This is a genomic window from Pseudomonas sp. RIT411 (genome assembly GCF_003057735.2).
GTDB classification, from domain to species: Bacteria; Pseudomonadota; Gammaproteobacteria; order Pseudomonadales; family Pseudomonadaceae; genus Chryseomonas; species Chryseomonas oryzihabitans.
Map to the genome: position 1 here is coordinate 55,502 of NZ_QBIZ02000018.1, position 17,876 is coordinate 73,377.

At 65.8% G+C, this 17,876-nt stretch carries 16 protein-coding genes and 2 riboswitches; of the genes, 7 read left to right on the forward strand and 9 right to left on the reverse strand.

The features are described from left to right. Positions 1-60: 60 nt before the first annotated feature. On the reverse strand, positions 61-1,161 hold the full coding sequence (locus DBY63_RS20355) for an amidinotransferase (protein ID WP_027602197.1): 1,101 nt from the start codon (positions 1,159-1,161) through the stop codon (positions 61-63). Positions 1,162-2,125: 964 nt separating this feature from the next. Continuing rightward, positions 2,126-3,508 (reverse strand): adenylate/guanylate cyclase domain-containing protein, encoded by a 1,383-nt coding sequence (locus tag DBY63_RS20360; protein WP_007158489.1) that lies wholly within the window; start codon positions 3,506-3,508, stop codon positions 2,126-2,128. A 200-nt stretch (positions 3,509-3,708) separates the two neighbouring features. Here DBY63_RS20360 and DBY63_RS20365 point away from each other — a divergent pair, with 200 nt between their 5' ends. Beyond that, a complete protein-coding gene (locus DBY63_RS20365) occupies positions 3,709-4,275 on the forward strand; it encodes a nitroreductase (protein ID WP_042133943.1) in 567 nt (188 codons plus the stop codon). Here DBY63_RS20365 and DBY63_RS20370 read toward each other — a convergent pair. The 4 genes from DBY63_RS20370 to DBY63_RS20385 form a co-directional block, all read right to left on the reverse strand. After that, positions 4,250-5,623, reverse strand: a complete 1,374-nt coding sequence (locus tag DBY63_RS20370; RefSeq protein WP_108582701.1) for a HAMP domain-containing sensor histidine kinase — start codon at positions 5,621-5,623, stop codon at positions 4,250-4,252. The genes DBY63_RS20365 and DBY63_RS20370 overlap by 26 nt on opposite strands. A 197-nt stretch (positions 5,624-5,820) precedes the next feature. Next, on the reverse strand, positions 5,821-6,255 hold the full coding sequence (locus DBY63_RS20375) for a hypothetical protein (protein WP_007158486.1): 435 nt from the start codon (positions 6,253-6,255) through the stop codon (positions 5,821-5,823). A 111-nt stretch (positions 6,256-6,366) separates the two neighbouring features. Next, positions 6,367-7,044: a response regulator transcription factor gene (locus DBY63_RS20380; protein ID WP_007158485.1), complete on the reverse strand. Its 678-nt coding sequence runs from the start codon at positions 7,042-7,044 to the stop codon at positions 6,367-6,369. A gap of 4 nt (positions 7,045-7,048) precedes the next feature. Beyond that, positions 7,049-7,633 (reverse strand): septation protein A, encoded by a 585-nt coding sequence (locus DBY63_RS20385; RefSeq protein ID WP_108582700.1) that lies wholly within the window; start codon positions 7,631-7,633, stop codon positions 7,049-7,051. Positions 7,634-7,693: 60 nt separating this feature from the next. Between DBY63_RS20385 and DBY63_RS20390 the strand changes: the two genes are divergently transcribed. From DBY63_RS20390 to DBY63_RS20400, 3 genes are all read left to right on the forward strand, one after another. Then, a complete protein-coding gene (locus DBY63_RS20390) occupies positions 7,694-8,566 on the forward strand; it encodes a PHP domain-containing protein (RefSeq protein WP_007158483.1) in 873 nt (290 codons plus the stop codon). Then, positions 8,563-9,192 (forward strand): L-threonylcarbamoyladenylate synthase, encoded by a 630-nt coding sequence (locus DBY63_RS20395; protein ID WP_027599504.1) that lies wholly within the window; start codon positions 8,563-8,565, stop codon positions 9,190-9,192. The genes DBY63_RS20390 and DBY63_RS20395 overlap by 4 nt, the downstream gene beginning before the upstream one ends. A gap of 110 nt (positions 9,193-9,302) precedes the next feature. Beyond that, positions 9,303-10,031, forward strand: a complete 729-nt coding sequence (locus DBY63_RS20400) for a ScpA family protein (protein ID WP_161796601.1) — start codon at positions 9,303-9,305, stop codon at positions 10,029-10,031. Here the strand turns inward: DBY63_RS20400 and DBY63_RS20405 are convergent. From DBY63_RS20405 to DBY63_RS20415, 3 genes are read right to left on the reverse strand one after another with little or no spacing between them, the layout of a single operon-like run. Further along, positions 10,022-10,396 carry a cobalamin biosynthesis protein gene (locus tag DBY63_RS20405; RefSeq protein ID WP_108582699.1) on the reverse strand — a complete coding sequence of 125 codons (375 nt, stop codon included), beginning with the start codon at positions 10,394-10,396 and terminating at the stop codon, positions 10,022-10,024. The genes DBY63_RS20400 and DBY63_RS20405 overlap by 10 nt on opposite strands. Next, positions 10,396-11,073 (reverse strand): CbtA family protein, encoded by a 678-nt coding sequence (locus DBY63_RS20410; RefSeq protein WP_108582698.1) that lies wholly within the window; start codon positions 11,071-11,073, stop codon positions 10,396-10,398. Before DBY63_RS20410 ends, DBY63_RS20405 begins: the two co-directional genes overlap by 1 nt. 12 nt (positions 11,074-11,085) lie before the next feature. Further along, complete coding sequence (locus DBY63_RS20415) at positions 11,086-11,271, reverse strand: CbtB domain-containing protein (RefSeq protein ID WP_007158478.1); 186 nt, start codon at positions 11,269-11,271, stop codon at positions 11,086-11,088. Between the two features lie 85 nt (positions 11,272-11,356). Then, a riboswitch (cobalamin riboswitch) is annotated at positions 11,357-11,563 on the reverse strand. Positions 11,564-11,621: 58 nt separating this feature from the next. Then, a riboswitch (cobalamin riboswitch) is annotated at positions 11,622-11,805 on the forward strand. Positions 11,806-11,907: 102 nt separating this feature from the next. Between DBY63_RS20415 and cobW the strand changes: the two genes are divergently transcribed. Genes cobW through DBY63_RS20430 form a run of 3 tightly spaced genes read left to right on the forward strand, consistent with a single transcriptional unit; the run spans position 11,908 to position 17,761 of the window. Next, positions 11,908-12,960, forward strand: a complete 1,053-nt coding sequence (gene cobW / locus DBY63_RS20420) for a cobalamin biosynthesis protein CobW (RefSeq protein ID WP_108582697.1) — start codon at positions 11,908-11,910, stop codon at positions 12,958-12,960. A 6-nt stretch (positions 12,961-12,966) separates the two neighbouring features. After that, entirely contained in the window at positions 12,967-16,716 is a 3,750-nt protein-coding gene (cobN, locus tag DBY63_RS20425; protein ID WP_108582696.1) for a cobaltochelatase subunit CobN, read from the forward strand. Position 16,717: 1 nt separating this feature from the next. Next, a complete protein-coding gene (locus DBY63_RS20430; RefSeq protein ID WP_108582695.1) occupies positions 16,718-17,761 on the forward strand; it encodes an AAA family ATPase in 1,044 nt (347 codons plus the stop codon). Positions 17,762-17,876: the final 115 nt, after the last annotated feature.

The window sequence follows — 17,876 nt, forward strand, 5'->3', positions numbered from 1 at the left end:
GGGCCTCGGGCCCTGCGCGCTTAGAGCGCCCCACTGTTTCCAGATGGGCGCCGGAAGTCTTCAGATATAACTTTTCAGGCTTCCGCGCCGTTTGACATCCAGCGTGGCACAGTGGAAGGAGCCACCGAAGGTCTGAAAGTGCTTGAAGGGACAGAGGATGGTCTTGAAACCCCACTGGCGGAAGGCGTTGATCAGAGCCTCCTCGTCCTGCTCGACGACCACCGTTCTTTCGTCCAGCATCAGCACATTGATGTGAATCCACTTGGAAGTGATGTAAAGAGGATGGTCGTCGGGCAGGTTGGACGGCGGCGGAGTCAGGATTTCCCAATCTTTGAAGATGTCAGGAATCTGCGGTACCCAGCCCTTGTTGACGAGTACGCGGCCTGGCGCCAGCGGCAGTATCGTCGTGTCGATGTGCATGGGTCCTGGCTCTTCGAACTCATAGATGTGGATGCGATAATCCGATCCGAGGGTTCTGCGCAGCCATTCGATGCCCTTGTTATTCGTTACATGGCTACGCTGGCCGATGATGTCGCGGCCCATCTTCATGAAGTCGGCCGCGTCAAATAGCGGTTCCACCTCGGTGATTATGGAGTTGAATGGAATCTCCTGGTCGAAGTCATAATCCTTTTTCCAGATGTTGTCTTTCAGCATCGGCTTGGGGGCTGAGATCCAGTCTGCACCTCTGCTGAAGTAATCGTTCAGGATGTCACGAAAAGCGAAGGTCTCGAAGTAACGGCTGCGCCAGGCCATGGGCACTTCAATGATCTTTTTGCCGATTGCGAAAAGGCAGTCCCTTGGCATGGCGGAGTAGAAGGTGCCACCTGTAGTGAAATGGGGAGTCACTATGGGCTGATGGTGATTGAACTCGTTTGGCCGTTTTACTCTTATGCCCTCGGCTTCCAGGATCCTGGCCAGCGTATTGACTTCCTGCCTGGCCTTGATGACCAGTTCTTCCGGAAATCGCTGTCCAGAGTATGTCTGGAAAAAATCGCTCGACTCTCTGGGTATGATGGCTCTCAGACCGGTATCCCATTCAGGTACGCGGATGTCATCCATTATGCCAACTATGACCTCCTCCAGGGGATCCCACTCCGTATAGACTTCTACGGGGCTTTCCAGGTTGGAAAAGGATGACGGCTCTTCTGTTTGGAATTCCATGATAAATGGCCTTCGGCAGTAAATGAAGAGTATATGTTTGGCGAAAAAATAGTGGGTGGCAAGAGAGGCGGTTAGGAAGTTATATATAGTCGGATTATAAGATGACGGTATTCGTATGTTGTGGTCGGGTGCCGGTGCTAAGGGTGCGGGTGAGTGTGCGCGCCTTCTGCTTAATTGATAGTTCTTGCTTGGGTGGCGATTTGTAGTGGATGTTCCTGATTACTGCTGCGTTTTTCTGAAATACCTGTGGTTGGCGGCTTGGCCTGGTTAGGCTAGTTCATATAACGAAGATACGCCGGTCCGCGCGATAGGTATTGGCAAGCATGTAATAAGCAGGCCGAAAATTGATATGCTGATAGTATTTCTTTGGAAATCATGCTGCTGGCATGTTCATGGCTTATTAAAGTCGCTTCGCGAGATTCCACGTTGCGGGGAGGGGCTACGGGGCGCTATCGAAGGCCCACTGTGGAAGTTGCCCAGGAGGTTGGGCTGCACCTTGCCAGCATCGGTACCCTGTGACGCGAAGATACGCTGGTCAAGGCTGATCACCGCCCGGCTGCCTTTCCTGCAAATCGGGATAGGCCGGTTCGCCAGCGGCGCAAAGGGAGATGCCTCATCACTGGGGGTGCTCGTCCTGGAGTCACAGATAAGTCTTCGGCGTCGAATGCTCCCGGAAGGGGCAGGGCAGCCTGGGTATCGAAGGCCTGGGCCTTTCCAGCGGGGCCGCAACAGCACGTTCGCTTCAGCTCAGACCGCTGCCTCTTCGCCGAGCAAAGAGGCGATCTGGTGGGCGGCAATGAGTATTGCCAAGGGAGGGCAGGCTTGGCTGTGCTTGGTGGCTGTCAGCGATATATCAGCATCCTACCGAGCAGCAGTCCGAATACCGCCTGCGCTGGCGGTCTGGTTGCGCCCAGCCAAGGGCGCCGAGGTACGTCCAGATGCGGCCGCAGGGTCTGCGGTCGCTTTAAAGAATTACCTTGTCCTTGAGCTTTTCCGCTGCCAGCTGCAGCGCCTGGATGACCCGCTCCTTGTCGTAGTTCTGGATGTTGTTGGTATCCAGGTACATGGAGAAGCCCGGCAGTTCGTGCTCGACATAGCTGGGAGAGGCGCCCAGGTCGCGACGGAAGTCCACCACCTGATAGATCTGCACCGGCTTGCTGAAGCCCTTGACGGTGATCCAGCTCTTGTCGCGGCACATGATGGTTTCCTTGACCAGCGAGTAGGTCTCGTGGCTGATCAGGATCTCGCCGGCATCGGCGGCATTCTCCAGGCGGCTTGCCAGGTTCACTTCGCGACCGATGATGGTGTAGTCCATGCGCGTGCTGGAGCCGAAGTTGCCGACCGTGCAGTAACCGGTATTCAGGCCCATGCGGATCTCCAGTGGCTTGTTGATGCCCTGGCTGCGCCACTGCTGGCGCAGGACCTTCATGTGCTTGCGCATGGCGATGGCCATGGAGACCGCGGCCACGGCGTCCTTCTTGGCGCCCTGGCTGTTGGCGTCGCCAAAGAACACCATCACGCAGTCACCGACGAACTTGTCGATGGTGCCACCGTATTTGACGGCGATCTTCGACATCTCGTTGAGGTAGTTGTTGAGCATGTCGGTGAGGGCTTCGGCCTCGAGTTCTTCGGACAGCTCGGTGAAGCCCTTGATGTCGGAGAAGAACACCGTGATCTTCTTGCGCTGGGTGCCCAGGGCGATGTGCTGCTTGCCGGTGAAGATGGATTCCCAGACCTGGGGCGAGAGGTATTTGGCCAGGTTGTGCGCCAGGATCGCCGACTTTTCCTGCTCGCGCTTGAGGTCATCGTTGATCTGGATGAGGCGCTTGCGCTGGCGATGCAGGAAGTAGCCGGTGCCCCAGAGGTGCAGCATGGTGCCCACCACGCTGGTGACCGCCACCAGCAGCGGACTGGTGAGGTCGACGCCCTGGAAGAAGGTGGCGCTGCCCAGCGCCGCGGCGCTGGTGGCGAACAGCAGGCACAGGCCAAGCAGGCGCGGACCACCGCGCAGCATGCTGGTATAGCCGAGCATGAACAGCAGCATCAGGGTGGGCATCAGCGGGAAGCGCAACACCACCGCGGCCATGCCGACATGGATGGCGTCCAGGGCGGCGAGGATGATATCGGTCTGGGCGCCGCGATCGCGTCTGAGCTTGAGACTCAGGGTCTGGGCCACATGGGGGTAGAGCAGGGCATAGGGGATCAGCCACAGGCCCACCGCATCGGCCTGGGTGTAGTACCCGGCGGTGACGCTGGCGGCGGCGATCAGATAGGCGAATACCCGGGCGTAGTAGACGCCCAGGCTGTCACCGGACGCAGCGAGGAACCGGTTGAGCGCAAACTTCATCTGTCGGGTCCGTTTCGAAAAAGGCGAGAGGTCGGGATAACTCCGTTCGCGACGATGAAAGCGGCCGGGTTTTCTAGCATTCGCGATCTTAGCCGACCGCCCCGGTAGCGGCCAAGAATGTCAGCCATTCCGCTGCTGTGACAGCCAAATTCGGCAGTCGTCCCTGGGGTACACTGCGGCATCTTTACAGGAGAGACGCTATGGATGCCCTCGAAGCCCTTTGCAATCGCGCCTCGGTCGGTCGCCTGACCGAACCGGGCCCAACGCCCGCGCAACTCGAGACCCTGCTGCGCGCCGCGGACCGAGCGCCGGACCACAAGCTGCTGCGCCCCTGGCGGCTGATCCTGGTGAGCGGCGCCGGCCGCACGGCGCTCGGCGAGCTCTATGCCGATGCCCTGCGCCGGCGCGAGCCCGACGCCGATGCGGCGGCCCTGGACAAGGCGCGGCGCATGCCGCTGCGGGCCCCCCTGGTGATCGCCGTCGTCGCCACGCCCCAGGAACACCCCAAGGTGCCGGTCCAGGAGCAGATCATCACCGCCGGCTGCGTTGCCCACGGCCTGGTCAACGCGGCCTTCGCCCTGGGCCTGGGTGCGGTCTGGCGCTCCGGTGAGTTCAGCTACGATCCCTGGGTGCTGCAAGGGCTGGGACTGGCCGAGGACGAACAACTGGTGGGCTACATCTACCTGGGCACGCCGGAGATGGCGCCGCGGATCCCGGCGCCGCGTGATCTGAGCGGCCAGGTCAGCCATTGGTCAGGACCGGTCTGAGCGGCAGGGTGACGGTGGCGAGAAAGCCGCCGTCCGGGTGATTGCTCAGGTGCAGCTCGCCACCATGGCGCTGGATGGCGCGGCGGGCGATGGCCAGCCCCAGGCCATAGCCGGTGGCCTGCTGCTGATCCGAGCGGAAGAAGGGCTCACCCAGCCGGGGCAAGTCGTCGACCTTGACTCCGGGGCCATGGTCACGCACCTGGATGCACACCTCGCCCGCGGCGGCGGTCGCCGAGATGACGATCGGCAGGGCGGGCGGGTTGAAGCGCAGCGCATTGCGCAACAGATTGTCCAGGGCCCGTTCCAGTACATCGGGCCAGCCGTCCAGCCGCAGGGCGTCGGGAACGTCCAGCTCTACCCGCTGCTGCGGGGCGCTGAGCTGGGCATCCTCGACCAGGCCTTCCAGCAGCGGGTGCAATTCCAGCTGCTCGGGCGGACCGGGATCCGCTTCCTGGCGGGCCAGGGCGAGAATCTCGCCGATCAGGGTTTCCAGGCGATCGCATTCCAGGGTCAGGCGCGGCCACATGTTGCCCAGGTCATGGGGGTCGGAGCGTTCGGCCAGCGCCAGGGCGATGCGCAGGCGGGCCAGCGGGGAGCGTAGCTCGTGGGACACGTCGCGCAGCAGCTGCCGCTGGCTGTCGATCAGGCGCTGCAGATGGGCGCCCATGCGATTGAAGTCTTCGGCCAGCACGCCCAGTTCGTCCTTGCGGCGGGCGAGGCGGGCGAGGGTGTCCTGCTGATAGGCGGTCTGCCCGAGATCGTGGACCGCACGCCTGAGATGATTGAGCGGGCGGGTCAGGCTGAGGGTCAGCAGCAGGCTGAACAGGGTCAGCACCACCGTGGCGATGGCCAGCATGCCGACCGGCCAGAACAGGCTTTGGCGGCGCCAGGCGCCCAGTTCGGGGGTGGGCAGGTGGTAGATGAACAGGTAGGTCTGGCCGCTCGGGCTGGTGTATTCGTCGGTCAGGCGTCGCCAGGGCAGCGGCCGGTTGGGGTCGCGGGCGCCGGGGCCGGGGCGCTGCTGACGCTGCGGCTGGTCGAGATCCTGGTCGAAGATGCGCGGTGGCAGGGTGCCGCGCACCAGGGGCGAGCCGTTCTCGCCCAGCACCAGCACATCGATGCCGTAGCGGCCCTTGCGCTGTTCGAGCAGGCCTTGGGCGGCGGCGGGACCGTCGTTTTCATAGCGTTGCACCCACTGTTCGGGGAGGTCGCGCAGGCCGGGATGCTGCGCGAGGATCCAGGAGTCCTGGTCGGCCAGGTGGCCGAGCAGCATGGTCAGACCGACCGCGGACAGAATGGCCAGCCAGAAGGTGGCGAAGATGCGCCAGAAGAGGGAACGAAAAACCATGCAGTCGCCTTAGAAGCTGCTCAAAGTCTGCTGCGCGTCGGCCAAACGGCGTTGAAAATGCCTTCGGAATGCTCATTTACCACTCGTAAACTCCGCTTCCTCAGGCATTTTCGCCTTGTTTGTCTCTAGCTCGCGAGATTTTGGGCAGGTTCTTGGTCAGACGCTGCGCCGAGGACCATCGGCGCAGCGATCGGGGATCAGGAGGACTTGTGGTCCTGCTTCCACTGCTGGAACTCGGCCCACTCCTTGGCGCGATCCTCACGCTTCTTTTCCATTTCGTCGAAGCGCTTCTGCTGATCGGGCTTGAGCAGGGCGCGAATGGACTGACGGGTCTTGTCGCGACTGCCATCCAGCTGATCGTGCAGGGCCTTGCGCTGATCCTCGGGCAGCTTGTCGAGGTAGCTCTTGACGATCTCGCGCTGCTGCTGGCGTTCCTCGCCCATCAGCTTGCCGACCTGCTCGCGTTGCTCGGGGGTCAGCTTGAGACCGCGCAGGGGGCCATCGCCACGCGGACCGCCGTCCATCAGCTTGCCGTGGGGCGGCGGGGTGATGTCGGTGCTGTCCTGGGTAGCGGCCAGGGTCAGGGTCGGCAGCAGGGCGGCGAACAGCACGGCGGGCATGAGTTTGCGCATCGGGAAATCTCCTTGGGATGACCGGTGCAACACCGGATGAGCCCAGTCTAGGAGCGGGGGAGTCAGTGGCGGTCAGCGGGGGTAAAGAGGGGGTAAAGGCTGCGCGGTGGGCTAGACGCTGTAGTAGTAGCCGCGGCCCCGCAGCGCCAGGATGCGCGGACGACCGTCGGCATGGCTGCCGAGTTTGCGGCGCAGATTGCTGACATGCATGTCCAGGCTGCGATCGTAGAGGGTCAGCTTGCGGCCCAGGGCCGCCTGGGCCAGGGCCTGCTTTTCCAGGGGTTCGCCCGGTTGCCGCAGCAGGGCTTCGAGGATGCGGCTCTCGGTGAGGGTCAGGGTGATCTCGGTTTCGCCGATGTTGGCGACGCCGCGCGCCAGACTCAGCGACAGGTCGCCCAGCTGCAGGCGGGCCGCGGGCTGGGCCGGATGACTGCGTCTGAGGATGGCTCGGAGGCGCGCGGTGAGTTCGCGCGGATCGCAGGGCTTGGCCAGGTAGTCGTCGGCACCCAGCTCCAGGCCGAGGATCCGGTCGAGGGGTTCGCCCCGTCCCGACAGCATCAGCACGGGCAGTTGCGGATGATCGCTGCGCAGCTGCTTGAGCAATTCCAGGCCACTGCCGTCAGGCAGCATCACGTCCAGCACCACCACATCCGGTGTCGCCTCGCGCAACTGGGTGCGGGCGTCGCTGCCGGCATGACAGGCGTTGACCTCGAAGCCTTCCTGTTTCAGCCAGGCACCAAGCAGGTCGCACAGTTCTTGGTCGTCGTCGATCAGCAGTATCTGGCTCATGGGATCAGTCTCGCGGTTCATCCATGGGTTGCAGATGGCGCGCCAGATAGAGGCCCTGACCGAGCATGAACACCAGGGTCATTGCCAGACTGCCAAAGACCTTGAAGTCGACCCAGAAGCTTTCGTAGGTGAAGGCCACGTAGAGATTCGCGCAGCCGCAGACGATGAAGAAGACGATCCAGGCGATGTTCAGCCGCGTCCAGATGGGGGCTGGCAGGCGCACCGCGTGGCCCAGCATGCGCTGGATCAGCGGTTTGTCGCCGATGAACTGGCTGCCCAGGAAGGCCAGGGCGAACAGCCAGTTCACCACCGGCGCCTTCCATTTCAGGAAGGTCTCGCTATGGAAGGCCAGGGTCATGCCACCAAACACCAGGCAGGCGATCAGCGTCAGCCACTGACTCTTCTCCAGCCGGCGCTGGGTCGCGAAGATCGCGCCGTAGACCACCAGGGAGGCGATGATCAGCACCGCGGTCGCGCTGAAGATGCCGCCCAGGGTAAAGGCGTGCCCGGCGAACTCCACCGGACGCGGATCGAGCTTGTAGACCAGGAAGAACAGGAGCAGGGGGATGAAATCGATGAATTGTTTCATTAACGCAGCCGATAGCAGTGCATCGCGGCATAATACCTGATGAAGCCGGAGGAGAAAGCCATGCGTATCGACCTGCACTGTCATACCACCGCGTCGGACGGCGCCTTCGCGCCCGCCGAGGTGGTCAGACGCGCCCATGAGCGCGGGGTGCAACTGCTGGCCATCACCGACCACGACACCCTGGATGGCTATGCCGAAGCCCTGGAAGCCGCGGACGGCCTGGGTCTGCGCCTGCTGCCCGGGATCGAGATGTCCTGTACCTGGGGTGGGGCGACCCTGCATGTGCTGGGCTACAACTTCGCCCCCGAGGCGCCCGAATTGAACGCTGCGCTGGAAGCCCTGCACGAGGGACGCTGGGAACGCGCCCGGGAAATCGACCGGCGGCTGGCGGCCAAGGGCATGCCCGGCACCCTGGACGGCGCCCGGGCGGTGCAGCTGGCCCTGGGCGACAGTCGCAATGCGCCGGCCCGGCCGCATTTCGCCGAATACCTGGTGCAGGCCGGCTTCGTCGAAGACCGCGGCGATGCCTTTCGCAAGTGGCTGGGCGGCGGCAAGCTCGGCGACGTCAAGCAGCACTGGCCGACCCTGGCCGAGACCCTGGCGACCCTGAAGGGCGCCAAGGCATGGATCAGTCTGGCCCACCCGCTGGCCTATGGCTTCACCCGCACCAAGCTGCGCAAGCTGATCGGCGAATTCGTCACCGGCGGTGGCCACGCCATCGAGGTGGTCAATGGCGTGCAGCCGGCGGAGCAGGTCGGCACCCTGGCAATTCTGGCGCGGGAATTCGGTCTGATGGTCAGTGCGGGCAGCGATTTCCATGCGCCGGCCGACTGGTCGGAGCTGGGGATGTACCGCCCGTTGCCCGAAGATCTGCCGCCCCTCTGGGCGCGCTTCAGTCAACCGCTGTACCCTCAGAATCGGGAACCCCAATGAGCCAGTTCATCGAGATTCATCCGCAGAATCCCCAGCCGCGGCTGATTCGTCAGGCCGTGGAAATCATTCAGTCCGGCGGTGTCATCGCCTATCCCACCGATTCGTCCTATGCCCTGGGCTGCCGTATCGGTGAGAAGAGCGCGGTGGAGCGTATCCGCCGCATCCGCCAGCTCGACGACAAGCACAACTTCACCCTGGTGTGCTGCGACCTCTCCGAGCTGGGGATCTATGCCAAGGTGGACACCAGCGCCTTTCGCCTGCTCAAGGCCTATACCCCCGGCCCCTATACCTTCATCCTCAACGCCACCCGCGAGGTGCCGCGCATGCTGCTGCATCCCAAGCGGCGCACCATCGGCGTGCGGGTGCCCCAGCATCCCATCACCCTGGCGCTGCTGGAGGCGCTGGGCGAGCCGCTGATGAGCGTGAGCCTGATCCTGCCGGGCGATGACGAGGCCCTGGGTGATGCCTGGGAGATCCGCGAGCGTCTCGAGCATTTCGTCGACCTGGTGATCGAGGGCGGTCCGGGTGGCCTGCAGCCCTCCACCGTGATCAGCCTGGCCGACGACGAGCCGGAAGTGATCCGCGTCGGTGCCGGTGATCCCACGCCCTTCATGATCGAAGCATGAGCGAAGCCCTGGACCCCCAGCTGCTCGAACCCGAGCAGCTGCGCCTGGCGCTGGTCTATGGCGAGGCCTTCACCGAACTGCCCCAGGACCTCTACATTCCGCCGGATGCGCTGGAGGTCTTTCTCGAAGCCTTCGAGGGGCCTCTCGACCTGCTGCTCTATCTGATCCGCAAGCAGAACATCGACATCCTCGACATTCCGGTCGCCGAGATCACCCGGCAGTACATGAGCTACGTCGAGCTGATGAAGGCGGTGCAACTGGAGCTGGCCGCCGAATACCTGCTGATGGCGGCCATGCTGGCGGAGATCAAGTCGCGCATGCTGCTGCCGCGCGCCGAAGGCCTGGAGGCCGAAGAGGAAGATCCGCGCGCCGAACTGATCCGCCGGCTGCAGGAATACGAGCGCTTCAAGAAGGCCGCCGAGGACCTCGACGACCTGCCGCGGGAGGGACGCAACTTCGTGGTGCCCAGCTTGCCGGCACCCGAGGCGCGGGCGCGCAAGCTCCTACCCGAGGTGGAGCTGGGCGAGTTGCTGCTGGCCATGGGCGAGGTCCTGCGCCGCGCCGACCTGTTCGAGAGTCACCAGGTGACCCGCGAGGTGCTGTCCACCCGCGAGCGCATGAGCCAGGTGCTGGAGCGCCTCAAGGATGGCGCCTTCGTGCCCTTCGTGGCGCTGTTCACCCTGGATGAAGGCCGGCTCGGGGTGGTGGTGACCTTCATGGCCATCCTCGAGCTGGTCAAGGAATCCCTGGTGGAGCTGGTGCAGAACGAGCCCTTCAGCCCCATCCATGTCCGCGCTCGGGTCAGAGACACTGATGCGGAAGAGGTCGCTCAGGCGTAAGCCAGCGCTGCCGTCGCGGCCGCGCTCTTGCGCTTGCCGACCCGCAACCGGGCGCCTTCACCGGCCGCGGCCAGGGCCGCGGCTTCAGCCACGCTGGGACTGCCGGTGTGTTGCAAGGCGACCGCACTCGGCGCGGCGATGCCCTTTTGTTGCGCCAGACGTTCGGCGGAGAAGCCCTGCAAGGGCAGTTGCCAGCGCTGGGCCAGGTGTTGCAGTGCGTTTTCCTCCACGCGGCGGTCCACCGTCGCCAGCGCCGTGAGGGCGCTGGGGTCGCAGCCGGCCTCCTGCAGCACTGCCAGCGCCAGCGCGGTCAGCTCCTCCACCGAACAGCCCCGGCGGCAACCCAGGCCCAGGACCAGCGCCATCAGGCCTGAGGCGCCTGGCGATGGAACAGCCAGCTGCAGGCGAGTCCCAGGAGCAGCCAGAACGGCAGGTTGCTGGCCAGCACGGCGATCTGGAAGTGCCGTTGCAAGGCCTCCGGTGCCAGGCTCGCCTGGGCGACGGGTTGGGGCGCACCCAGCAGATGGGGAATGAGCAGCAGCCCGAGGGCGGCGATCTTGAAGCCGGGATGGCGAGTGAACGCCAGGAGCGCGAGCGCCGCGGCAGTGGCACCGGCAGTGCCCAGCCACCAGGCTTGACGCAGGGTGAGATCCGCCGCGGCCGTGCCGGGTAGCTCCGGCGGCAGGCCGAGGCTGGGCGCCAGGCAAAAGGTGGCATAGCCGGCCAGGCCCCACAGCAGGCCCTGGTGCAGGCGGGTCGGGCCCCTCAGATTGAACAGGCCCGCCAGGATCAGGCCGAAGCCTACCGCCACCACCAGGTTGCCGCCAAAGGTCGACAGGGTTCGCGGCCAGCCATCCGCCGGCGTCCAGGCTGCTTCTTCACCATGATGATGCGGTCCGGCCATGGCGGGCGCCTCGGTCTGGACCTCGTAGGTTTCCGCCTGGAGGATGAGCGGGGTCAGCCACAGGCTTTGCAGGACACTCAATAGCAGGGCAGCGAGCAGACCGGCCACGCCGGCACTGAAGGCAATACGCTGGAACATGGCGAACTCCTTTTAGTGGCAGGGGAAGCCTTCGCTATGGCGGGTATCGTGGGCGCCGTTGTGCAGCGCCTCGACATGGGAGAAACCGGCCAGAAGCACCAGGCCCAGGCCGAGCAGGCAGGCGAGCAGGGTGGCGGTCAGGCGCTGGGTGCGGGTACTGGTCTGGGGCAGGGCGGTGGTCGAGCGGGTAGCGGTCATGGCAGGGCCTCGGAGTCGAAGCGGCAGGGACGCGCCGAGGCAGCGAGCCGCAGGCGGCCGCCGTCCAGCACGACCGCCCACCGCGGGTTGCTTGAAAGCAGCAGGCCGGTCTCCGGACTCACGAGGGTTGCAGGCTGCAACTACCAGGATCGCCTTCCCCAGACTTGCCGGCCGGGTGGCTCTGTGATCCTGCGCTCGTCTACCGTTGCGGGGGCAGTGCCGGACTCGGACCGGCTTCCCGTTTCACCGCGACCCATGGCGGAGTCGCGACACCTGAAGCAGCGGCGAGCAGACCACGCGCCTCGTCCGCCGGTCAAGTCTGGCCGATTGACACCCCGGCGGGGCACTCGTAGCCTGTCGCGTTCCGAGGTGCTCTTGTCGGCAAGAGCTTGAAAGGGAACGCGGTGCGACACCGCGGCTGCCCCCGCAACTGTAAGCGGCGTTTTTAGCCTCTCCACCAGGCCACTGCTCACGCGGGAAGGCCGGAGCCGGGCGCCGCGAGCCAGGAGACCTGCCTCGCCACGTTTCGAACACGCAACCGGGCGGGGTGATCCGGGCTGCCATTGGGGCCTCGCCGCGGCGCGAGCGCCTGGCATGCCTGCCCGTCTTCTTTCGCTTTCTCTCTAAGGGCAGCCCATGAAAACCCTGGCCAAGACCCCCGTCACCATCGTCACCGGCTTCCTCGGTTCCGGCAAGACCACCCTGCTGCGGCACATGCTCGACCATGCCGAAGGCCGCCGCATCGCGGTGATCGTCAACGAATTCGGCGAGCTGGGCATCGACGGTGAAATCCTGCGCCAGTGCAGCATCGGCTGTACCGAGGAAGAGGCCCAGGGCCGCGTCTTTGAACTGGCCAACGGTTGCCTGTGCTGCACCGTGCAGGAAGAATTCTTCCCGGTGATGAAGGAGTTGGTAGCCCGCCGCGGCGACATCGACCATATCCTCATCGAGACCAGTGGCCTGGCCCTGCCCAAGCCCCTGGTGCAGGCCTTCCAGTGGCCGGAGATCCGCAACGCCTGCACGGTGGATGCGGTGATCACCGTGGTCGACAGCCCCGCGGTGGCGGCCGGCACCTTCGCTGCCCATCCCGAGCAGGTGGACGTCCAACGCCGCCAGGACCCCAACCTCGACCATGAATCGCCGCTCCACGAGTTGTTCGAAGACCAGCTCGCCAGCGCCGATCTGGTGATCCTCAACAAGGCCGACGGCCTGGATGCCGAGGCCCTGGCGCGGGTACGTGCCGAGGTCACCGAGGAGTTGCCGCCAGCGGTCAAGGTGGTGGAAGCCAGTCGCGGCGTGCTGCCGCTGTCGGTTCTGCTGGGGCTGCAGGCCGAATCCGAGGCCCATATCGACAGCCGTCCGACGCACCATGACCTCGAAGGTCATGAAGACCACGATCACGACGAATTCGACTCCTTCGGCGTCGAGCTGCCCGAGGTGGCCGAGGCGACCCTGCTGGCGGCCCTGACCGAGGTGGTCAAGACCCATGGTGTGCTGCGGGTGAAGGGCTTCGCGGCCATCGGCGGCAAGCCGCTGCGACTGCTGGTCCAGGGGGTCGGCACCCGCTTCGACAAGCACTTCGACCGCCCCTGGAAGACCGATGAGACCCGCAGCACCCAGCTGGTGCTGATTGGCCAGGAGCTGGACCAGGCGGCCATCACCACCCAGTTGCGCGCCGCGGTCGCCTGACGCCAGATGCATCTGCTGCGTACCCAGCCGGGCGGCTTCGTCCCCGACGACGGCATCGCTCACCTGGCGCAGACGCCCGGTGAGATCGTCGTGCTCTGCAGTGGCGATTCGCACCTGGCGCTGCTGGCGGAGGCGACCCGTAGCCTGGACGAGGACTATCCGAGTCTGCGCCTGGCCAATCCCATGCAGTTGCAGAACCACGCCTCGGTGGACCTCTATGTCGAGGAGGTGCTGAGCCAGGCGCGAGTGGTGTTCATCTCCCTGCATGGCGGCCAGGGTTACTGGCGCTATGGCATGGAACGGCTGGCCGAGTTGGCCGCGCGGGGGCTGACCCTGATCGCGGTACCCGGCTGCGATCGGCCCGATCCGGAGCTGATGGCCCTGGGTACGGTGGCCCCGGAGCTGGCCGAACGGCTGTGGCGCTATCTGCGCCAAGGAGGGCTGGGCAATGCCCAGGATTTCCTGCATTGCCTGGCGGCCGAATGCCTGGGTGCCCCGTACACCTACCAGCCGCCACGGGAATTGCCGCGGGTGGCGGTCTATCAGCCGGAAGGCCTGGGTCTGGACGGCTGGCGCCAGCACTGGCGACCGGATTGGCCGACCGCGGCGCTGCTGTTCTATCGCACCCATCTGCAGTCGGCCAACACCGCCTTCGTCGACGTCTTCTGCCAACAGCTGGCCGCCGAAGGGCTGAATCCGTTGCCTATCGCCGTGGCCAGTCTCAAGGAGCCGGCCTGTCTGGAGGAGGTGGAGCGGCTGCTGGACGAGACCAACGCCGCGCTGATCCTCAATACCACCGGCTTCGCCCAATCCAGTCCGGAGCGGCCGAATCTCACGCCGTTCCGTCGCCCGGTGCCGGTGCTCCAGGCCATCTGCGCCCAGGACAATCGCGAGCGCTGGCTGGAGAATCCCCAGGGTCTGGGTGCCCGCGATCTGGCCATGCATATCGCCCTGCCGGAATTGGACGGGCGCATCATTACCCGGCCGATCAGCTTCAAGGGCCTGGCCTGGCGCTGCGAGCGCAGCCAGAGCGACGTGGTCAACTACCAGGCCGATGGCGAGCGCATGGCCTTCGTCGCCCGCCTGGCGCGCAACTGGATCGAGCTGGCGCGGCGTCCCGCGGCGGACAAGCGCATCGCCCTGATCCTGGCCAACTATCCGACCCGTGACGGCCGCATCGGCAATGGCGTGGGCCTGGATACCCCGGCGGCAGCGCTCGGGGTACTGCGCGCCTTGCAGACGGCCGGCTATCCGGTGGCCAATCTGCCGGACAGCGGCACCGCCCTGATCGAGCGTCTGCTCGGTGGGGTGACCAACGACAGCGCCCTGCGCGATCTGCGCCCGGCGTTGCAGAGCCTGGCGCTGCAGGACTACCACGCTTTGTTCGCCGGGTTGCCGCTCAGCCTGCAGCAGGCGGTGATCGAGCGCTGGGGCGGACCCGAGACCGATCCCATGCACCGTCGCGGTCGGCTCATGGTGGCCGGGGTGCGCTTCGGCCTGACCTTTGTCGGCATCCAGCCGGCGCGTGGCTATGACGTCGATCCGGCGGCGGTCTACCACGATCCTGCGCTGGTGCCGCCCCATGGCTACCTGGCCTTCTATTTCTGGCTGCGCGAGGCCTATGGCGCCCAGGCCGTGGTGCATCTGGGCAAGCACGGCAACCTGGAATGGCTGCCGGGCAAGGGCGTCGGGCTGTCGGCGGAGTGTTGGCCGGACGCCATTCTCGGACCGCTGCCCAACGTCTATCCCTTCATCGTCAACGACCCGGGCGAGGGCGCCCAGGCCAAGCGGCGCACCCAGGCGGTGATCATCGACCACCTGATGCCGCCGCTGACCCGAGCCGAGAGCTACGGGCCGCTGCGCGATCTGGAGCGGCTGGCCGACGAATACTATGACGCCAGCCTGCTGGATCTGCGGCGTGCCACCGAGTTGCGCGGCGAGATCCTGCAACTGGTGCGCGAGACCGCCCTGGATCGCGAGCTGGGGCTGGTGATCACCGACGATCCGGACAGCTGGCTGCCGCAGCTGGACGCCTACCTGTGCGACCTCAAGGAGTCCCAGATCCGCGATGGCCTGCATGTGTTCGGTGAATCCCCGACCGGGCAATTGCGTCGCGATACCCTGGTGGCGCTCTTGCGCATCCCCCGTGGCGATGCCCAGGGCGGCAATGCGAGTCTCTTGCGGGCGCTGGCCAAGGATCTGCAGCTGGAGTTCGATCCCCTGGCCGCCGACCTGGGCGAGCCCTGGCAAGGGGCGCGCCCGGCTTGCCTGGCGGCGCTGTCCGCCGAACCCTGGCGCACCCTGGGTGATACCCGGGAGCGCCTGGAATTGCTGGCCCTGGCGCTGGTCGCCGCGATGGTCGATGCCGAGCCCTTGCCGTTGGCGCTGGTCGAATTGCCGGCGACCCGTCCGGTGCTGGAACACCTGGTCACCCAGGTGGCGCCGGCACTGGACGGCTGTGGCCCCGCTGAAATCGGCGGCCTCCTGGCGGCCCTGGACGGGCGCTTCGTGCCGGCCGGCCCCAGCGGCGCGCCCAGTCGCGGGCGGCTGGATGTCCTGCCCACCGGGCGCAACTTCTTTTCCGTGGACGTGCGCAACCTGCCGAGCATGACCGCCTGGCGGCTCGGTTGGCAGTCGGCCAATCTGCTGCTGGAGCGTCATCTGCAGGAGGAGGGCGACCACCTGCGCCAGCTGGGTCTTTCGGTCTGGGGCACGGCGACCATGAGGACCGGCGGCGACGACATCGCCCAGGCCATGGCGCTGTTGGGTGTGCGCCCGGTGTGGCAGACCGGCAGCGCCCGGGTCGAAGACTTCGAGATCCTGCCGCTGTCGCTGCTGGATCGTCCGCGGGTGGACGTCACCCTGCGCATCTCCGGTTTCTTTCGCGATGCCTTCGGCGGTCTGGTACGGCTGTTCGATGCCGCGGTCCAGGCGGTGGCCGCTCTGGACGAGCCGGACGATCTCAACCCCCTGGCCGCCCAGGTTCGCCGCGAGCGCGCTGCCCTGGAAGCGGCCGGTACCGCTGCTGACCTCGCCCGGCGTCAGGCCGGCTGGCGCATCTTCGGCGCCCAGCCCAGTGCCTACGGCGCCGGTGTGCAGGGCGCGGTGGAAGAACGCCAGTGGCAGGATCGCAGCGAACTGGCCACGGCCTACCTCAACTGGGGCGGCTATGCCTATGGTGCCGAGGATGAGGGCACCGCCGCCCGTGACGACTTCTCCCGCCGCCTCGGTCGGCTGCAGGCCGTACTGCAGAACCAGGACAACCGCGAGCACGACCTGCTCGATTCCAACGACTACTACCAGTTCCAGGGCGGCATGCTGGCCGCCGCTGAGACCCTAAGCGGCCAACGGCGCGCCAGCTACTTCGGCGACCATGCCCAGGCCGATCTGCCGAAGATCCGCACCCTGAAGGAAGAGCTAGGCCGCGTGGTGCGCTCCCGGGCAGCCAATCCCAAGTGGATCGCCGGCATGAAGCGCCATGGCTACAAGGGGGCCTTCGAGATGGCCGCCACCGTGGACTACCTGTTCGGCTTCGGCGCCACTACCGAACTGGTGGAGGATCACCAGTACCGGCAACTGGCCGATGCCTATCTGCTCGACGCCGATACCCGTGACTTCGTCGAGCGCCATAACCCCGAGGCCCTGCGCGACATGACCGAGCGCCTGCTGGAGGCCCAGCAGCGCGGTCTCTGGCAACAGCCGGGCGACTACCGCGAAGCCCTCGAACAGCTGCTGATGGATATGGATGAAGCCTGAGATGACCGCCCCTGTCTTTCCCCTGGCCGCCGTGGTCGGCGCAGACAGCCTCAAGTTGGCGCTGTGCCTGAATGCCATCGATCCCCGTATCGGCGGTGTGCTGATCGAAGGTCCCCGGGGCATGGCCAAGTCGACCCTGGCCCGGGGCCTGGCCGATCTGCTCGGCGGCGGTCCCTTCGTCACCCTGCCTTTGGGCGCAAGCGAAGAGCGCATCGTCGGCACCCTGGATCTGGATGCGGCGCTGGGCGAAGGCCGGGCGCGCTTCGCGCCGGGCGTACTGGCGGCGGCCCATGGCGGCGTGCTCTATGTCGACGAGGTCAATCTGCTGCCGGATCACCTGGTCGACCTGCTGCTGGATGTGGCGGCCAGTGGGGTCAACCGGGTGGAGCGCGACGGCATCTCCCATGAGCACGCCGCGCGCTTTTTGCTGGTGGGCACCATGAATCCGGAGGAGGGCGAGTTGCGTCCGCAGTTGCTGGACAGGTTCGGCTTCGCCCTGGCGCTGGACAGCCGGCCGGCCCCCCGGGAGCGGGCGGAGATCCTGCGCCGGCGGCTGGCCTTCGACAGCGATCCGTCAGCCTTCATTGCGCAGTGGGAAGCGGCGCAGGGGGAACTGCGTCAGCGCTGCGCTGTGGCCCGTACACGGCTGGCCGACATTCCACTGGACGATGCCGCCCTGGAGGCCATCACTGCAGGCTGCCACCAGGCCGGTGTCGATGGCCTGCGCGCCGACCTGGTCTGGCTACGCGCGGCGCGCGCCCATGCGGCCTGGCGCGGCGCCACGGCGATCGAAAACGCCGATATCGCCGCCGTGGCCGAATTCGCCTTGCGCCATCGGCGCCGCGAACTGGCGGATGGTCCCTCATTAATACCACCCCTGCAGGATGATTTGGCTCCCACTACTCCGGAGCGAGAGCCTGGCGATCAACAGGGGCGGGGGGATGCCGAGCCCGCGCAGGGCGAGGGCGATAGCTGGGGTGCCCTGGCGCCGGAGCCCACTGCAACGGGTCCCAGACGCCGATTGGGTGGAGCAAAAAAGCCCTAGGCATCCGATCGTCCAGCACCCTGGATCGCGATGCCCGAAGCGGGACGGGCAAGGCCGCAGGCGGTCGCCAGGGCGCGCGCTCGCCGGGTACCGAAGGCCCTGTTGCCTGGGTGCC